Annotated in this window: 5 protein-coding genes; 4 read left to right on the forward strand and 1 reads right to left on the reverse strand. The window is 67.7% G+C overall.

Annotated elements, in window-relative coordinates:
• From EB084_19885 to EB084_19900, 4 genes are all read left to right on the forward strand, one after another.
• Positions 1–964: hypothetical protein (locus EB084_19885; GenBank protein ID NDD30526.1), on the forward strand; the 964-nt coding region annotated here is incomplete at its 5' end.
• A complete protein-coding gene (locus tag EB084_19890) occupies positions 961–1,287 on the forward strand; it encodes a hypothetical protein (protein ID NDD30527.1) in 327 nt (108 codons plus the stop codon). The genes EB084_19885 and EB084_19890, both read left to right, overlap by 4 nt.
• 3 nt (positions 1,288–1,290) lie before the next feature.
• A complete protein-coding gene (locus EB084_19895) occupies positions 1,291–2,658 on the forward strand; it encodes a PFL family protein (protein ID NDD30528.1) in 1,368 nt (455 codons plus the stop codon).
• 3 nt (positions 2,659–2,661) lie between these two features.
• Positions 2,662–3,096 (forward strand): pyridoxamine 5'-phosphate oxidase family protein, encoded by a 435-nt coding sequence (locus tag EB084_19900; protein NDD30529.1) that lies wholly within the window; start codon positions 2,662–2,664, stop codon positions 3,094–3,096.
• A 399-nt stretch (positions 3,097–3,495) separates the two neighbouring features.
• Here EB084_19900 and EB084_19905 read toward each other — a convergent pair whose 3' ends face one another.
• Positions 3,496–4,569, reverse strand: coding sequence for a hypothetical protein (locus EB084_19905; GenBank protein NDD30530.1), 1,074 nt, complete (start codon positions 4,567–4,569; stop codon positions 3,496–3,498).
• Between the last annotated feature and the right edge of the window lie 96 nt (positions 4,570–4,665).

The raw sequence follows: 4,665 nt of genomic DNA on the forward strand, positions 1-4,665 counted from the left end.
CCTCGAGCACGAGCGAGACGAGGTGAACCGCCTCGCCGTCGAGACCCGTCGTGCCCATCACGACGCCGAGTCGGCACGCGCGCGTCTCGCCGAGGAGCTCGACGCGCTCGAGCGAACGCGTGACGAGCGCATGTCGCAGGCCCTCGACGAGGCGCGCGCGATGCTCGAGTCGACGCGCGGCGAGATGGCGAGGCTGCTCGCCGAGACGCGCGCACGGCTCGAGTCTGTGATTGCCCGGGAGCAGCGGTTGCAGGAGAATGCTGCAAAGGCGCAGGAAACCCCCGACACACGAAGTCGCGACAGCAATGCCGCGGCCTCGCCTGTCGAGGCCGAGGGCGGTGAGGCTTCGCTCGAGCATCTCGCGGGTGCATCGACGGCAGCGACTGACGCGCTTCGCGCGGTCTCGTCGGCCATCGAAGCGGCTGCGTCTCGCAATGAGGCCTCGCGCCGTCGACGTGCCGCGGAAGCGGCGCCGCGTCCGGCCGAGGAGAGCGTCGGGCTGAGCGTCGGCGATACCGTCTGGGTCGAGCGGATCGGTCAGGAAGCGCGCGTCGACGCCCTCGGGCGCGACGACGTGGTGGTGCGCGCGGGCACGTTGCGCATGACGCTGCCGCTGGCCCAGGTGCGACGCCTGCGGGGGGGAACGAGCCTCCCGTCCGCGGTCGGCGAGGTCGTCGTCAAGACGGCGGGAGGAAGTGGCGGCGCGGAGCGACGGGCGAACGTGTCGACGCGGCTCGACATCCGCGGCATGCGCGCGGAAGATGCGGTGTACGAGGTAGATCGCTATCTCGATGAGGCCTCTCTGGCCCACGTCGAGCAGGCGACCATCGTGCACGGGAAGGGCACGGGTGTACTGCTCAATGTCGTTCAGGAGCGGCTTCGCGCGCATCCGCGCGTCGATGCCTTCCGGCCCGGAGATCCGGGCGAGGGCGGCTGGGGCGTCACGGTGGTGAGAATGCGATGAAGCGCATGGTGGTCATGGGGTTCTCGAACAGCACGGTGTGCTACCCGTCCCGGACAGTCGGTGCTCCGACGGGCGGCGATGGCGCCCGGACCTCTGTCGTTGACGGGTTGCGTCGCTTCCTGCACGAGCACGGCGTGGAGATCGACCAGTACGAGGAGAGCGAGGGAGAGGGGTGCTTCACCGTTGTCCTGGTGGCGCGGCAGACCTCTCCCGAGCCGAGCCTGGCGCTTCTGCGCGAGCGCCTTCGCGCCTATGGCCAGTCTGTGGGCCTCACCATACGCGTACAACGCGAGGACCTCTTCCTCGCCATGCACAGGATCTGAGCGATGTGGCTTTCTTCTGAGGAGATCTTTGAGACCGTCCGCATGATCGAGATGGAGCATCTCGACGTGCGAACCGTGACGCTGGGCGTGAGCCTGCTCGACTGCGCGGGGAGCAGCGACATCGAGCGGGTGGCCACCATGTGCTACGACAAGATCGTGCGCGTGGCGGGGGCGTTGAAGCAGGTGGTGGAAGAGGTGTCCGACGAGTTCGGCATCCCCATCGTGAACAAGCGCATCTCGGTCACGCCTGCCGCATATGTTGCCGCGGCAACCACCGCCAGTGACTACACGCCGCTGGCCCGTGCCCTCGACCGGGCTGCCGAGACCGTGGGGGTCGATTTCCTCGGTGGATTCTCTGCCCTGGTTCACAAGGGCATGAAGCGATGCGACGAGGTGTTCCTCGACTCCGTGCCCAGCGCCCTCGCGGCCACCTCGAGGGTGTGCGCGTCGGTGAACGTCGCCTCGACGCGGGCAGGCATCAACATGGATGCCATCGAGCGCATGGGGCACATCATCCGCGAGGCGGCGTGGGCCTCCGCCGATCGCGGCGGCATCCACTGCAGCCGCCTCGTCACCTTCTCAAACGTGCCTGAGGACAACCCTTTCATGGCGGGCGCCATGCACGGCATCGGAGAGTCGGAGGCCGTCATCAACGTGGGGGTGAGCGGCCCGGGCGTCGTTCGCTCGGCGCTGGCCCGTCTTGACCCGACCGCCGACCTCGGCGAGGTGGCCGAGATGATCAAGCGCACCTCGTTCAAGATCACGCGCACGGGGGAGCTGGTGGGGCGCGAGGTGTCTCGTCGTCTCGGCGTTCGCTTCGGCATCGTCGATCTCTCGCTGGCGCCGACACCCGCGCGAGGAGACAGTGTGGCCGAGATCCTCGAGTCGATGGGGCTCGAGCGCTGCGGAACCCACGGCAGCACCGCGGCACTGGCGCTGCTCAACGACGCGGTCAAGAAGGGGGGCGCCATGGCGTCGTCCTATGTGGGCGGCTTGAGCGGAGCGTTCATCCCCGTGAGCGAGGACGCCGCCATGGTCGACGCCGCGGCGGTGGGGGCGCTGTCGCTCGACAAGCTCGAGGCGATGACGGCGGTCTGCTCGGTGGGTCTCGACATGGTGGCCGTGCCCGGTGATGTGCCGGCCGAGACCTTGTCGGCCATCATCGCAGACGAGATGGCCATCGGCGTCATCAACTCGAAGACGACCGGCGTGCGCATCATCCCGGTTCCGCACAAGCGGGCGGGTGATCGCGTGCCCTATGGCGGTCTGCTCGGAGAGGTCATCGTGATGCCGGTGAACCCGTTCTCGTCAGTCGGATTCGTGCAGCGCCGCGGCCGCATCCCCGCGCCCATCCAGAGCCTCACGAACTGACCCATGGGAAGTCGTGGGCGCGCGCCGCGCCGTCTCGATGCCGCCGCCACCCGCGCGTTCCTTGCGAGCAAGCCTGGCTGGGCCATCCTCACCACCATCGGCGCAGATGGCTATCCGCACAGTGTTGCGCTCGGGTACTTCCTCGTGGAAGACGACATCGTTCTGGGGACCATGGCGAACACGCGCAAGCTGCGCAACATCGCCGGGAATCCGAAGGTCTGTGTTCTGGTGGAGACGTCGCACGAAAGCGTTCTCACCGCAGTGATGGTGCAGGGAGATGCAGAGGTGGTGAGCGACGACGCGGCGCGTCTTGCCCTTGCGCGAGAGGCGGCGCGGCAGCGGGGGGTTGAAGAGGCGCAGCTGCCGCAGCAGCCGCGTCCGGGCAGCGCGTACGTGCGGGTCCGCCCGCGGCGCACCATCACCTGGCACTACGCGTAGACGGCGTTGTCACGGGCCCTGGTCGGTTCGGTGGGGCGCCTGACAGCGACGGAAATGAAGAAGGCGGGTCGTCTGACCCGCCTTCGGGGTTATCGAGATCCTCGTTCCCTCACTCTCAGGCGTCTGCCGCTTCGCCCGTGCGGTGGGCGGCTCGTTCGCCTGTCAGCATACGTCCTGCTCTCTTCTTCGGACTTCATCTGCCGTTTGCAGGCACGACCTCTACGGTCGGTTCACTGGGTACCATTCGACTCGCGGCGATCTCGACGCGCGCAAGCCGTTCCTCTGCCGAAGTTATACCACCGTTCGGCGGGCTTGTCTAGATGTCCGGCAACAAATTTTTCATGGTTTGGCAACATCGGTTACATCCTGGTAACATCTTGCCTGCCGTCCAGGTGGCTCTCAGGGCTCCGTCGCCAAGGGGGTGCCGGGGGAAGAGGAGAGGGCTGCAGGCAGGGGAGCCCGCACCTTCACCTCGACCTCGAGATCATGGTGCTTCACCTCCGAGGTGCTCGCCAGGTGGGCCTGGCGCGCCTCTGCCAGGAGCTGCTCGGTGAACGAGCGCACGCGGTTGGCGTCTTCGGCGGTGTTGCACGCGATGATCACGTGGGCGGAGATCTCTGTCTGCGAGAGGATGTCGATATCCCATCCGATGCGTCGCACGGCTGCAGAGGCCACCTTCACGAAGGCCGGGTTGAAGAGCACGTGCCCCTCACGGGGATCCTGTGCCGCCGCCATGGCCTCGAGGAAGCGATGGATCTGCCCGTGGTCGCCCATCACCACCCCGAGCAGGTCCTGGCGGCCGTCGAGCCGTGTGTACATCGACGCCATGGCGCTGCGCCCGCCGAAGGTGCCAGACTGGCTGCCGAGCCGCTCGATGGCGAGCTTCACCCCATCGATGCGGGACGAGAAGATGAACGTGCTCGCGACGTGTCCCACCGCGGTGATGTCGTCGGGATGTCGTGGGGGGATGATCAGGATCTCGGCGCCTCTGTAGGTCTCGAGGCGTGTACCCGGCTCGTTCACCGACTCGACGCTGCGGAACATGACCTCGGAGAGCCCCTTGAAGTGGCCGAAGCTGACCACAGCCGTGGGGACGACGGTGTCGCGCTTCTGGCCGGCTTCTGGGGAGGGCGCGGGCGCCGCTTCGCCGCGTGCCGCGGGGCTGGCGTCGGTCGCCGGGGACGCGGGCAGCACGTCGTAGGTCACCACCACCTGCATGGGGAGAAAGGCCCGCACCTGGTGAGGGGCGATCTTCTCGATGGTCTTCTTCACGGCCATGGGCAGGGTGCTCTGCTCCACGTAGGTGGTGCGCAGCTGCTGAACGGCGTGGTTCATCAGGGCGTTCACGCCGGGGTCGTCGCTGCTGAGGTGCGCGAACGAGAACGCCACCGTCTGCGGGCCCACGAGGCTTTCAGGAAGGGGGAGCCGCGCATCGGCCAGGAGCCACGACAGAAACGAGCCCATGCAGATCACGACGAGAACCGTCAGTCCGAGGCAGCTCAGTCCGCAGCCCCCTCGGCCGAGACAGCCCGTGCGGCTGGCCTGACGGGTGGGGGGCAGTGCGCCCTG

Source organism: Pseudomonadota bacterium, from assembly GCA_010028905.1.
Classification (GTDB): domain Bacteria; phylum Vulcanimicrobiota; class Xenobia; order RGZZ01; family RGZZ01; genus RGZZ01.

Bases quoted from the DNA above. Each gene is read 5' to 3' on its own strand.
- EB084_19890 (NDD30527.1), top strand. From the start codon at position 961: ATGAAGCGCATGGTGGTCATGGGGTTCTCGAACAGCACGGTGTGCTAC.
- EB084_19895 (NDD30528.1), top strand. From the start codon at position 1,291: ATGTGGCTTTCTTCTGAGGAGATCTTTGAGACCGTCCGCATGATCGAG.
- EB084_19900 (NDD30529.1), top strand. From the start codon at position 2,662: ATGGGAAGTCGTGGGCGCGCGCCGCGCCGTCTCGATGCCGCCGCCACC.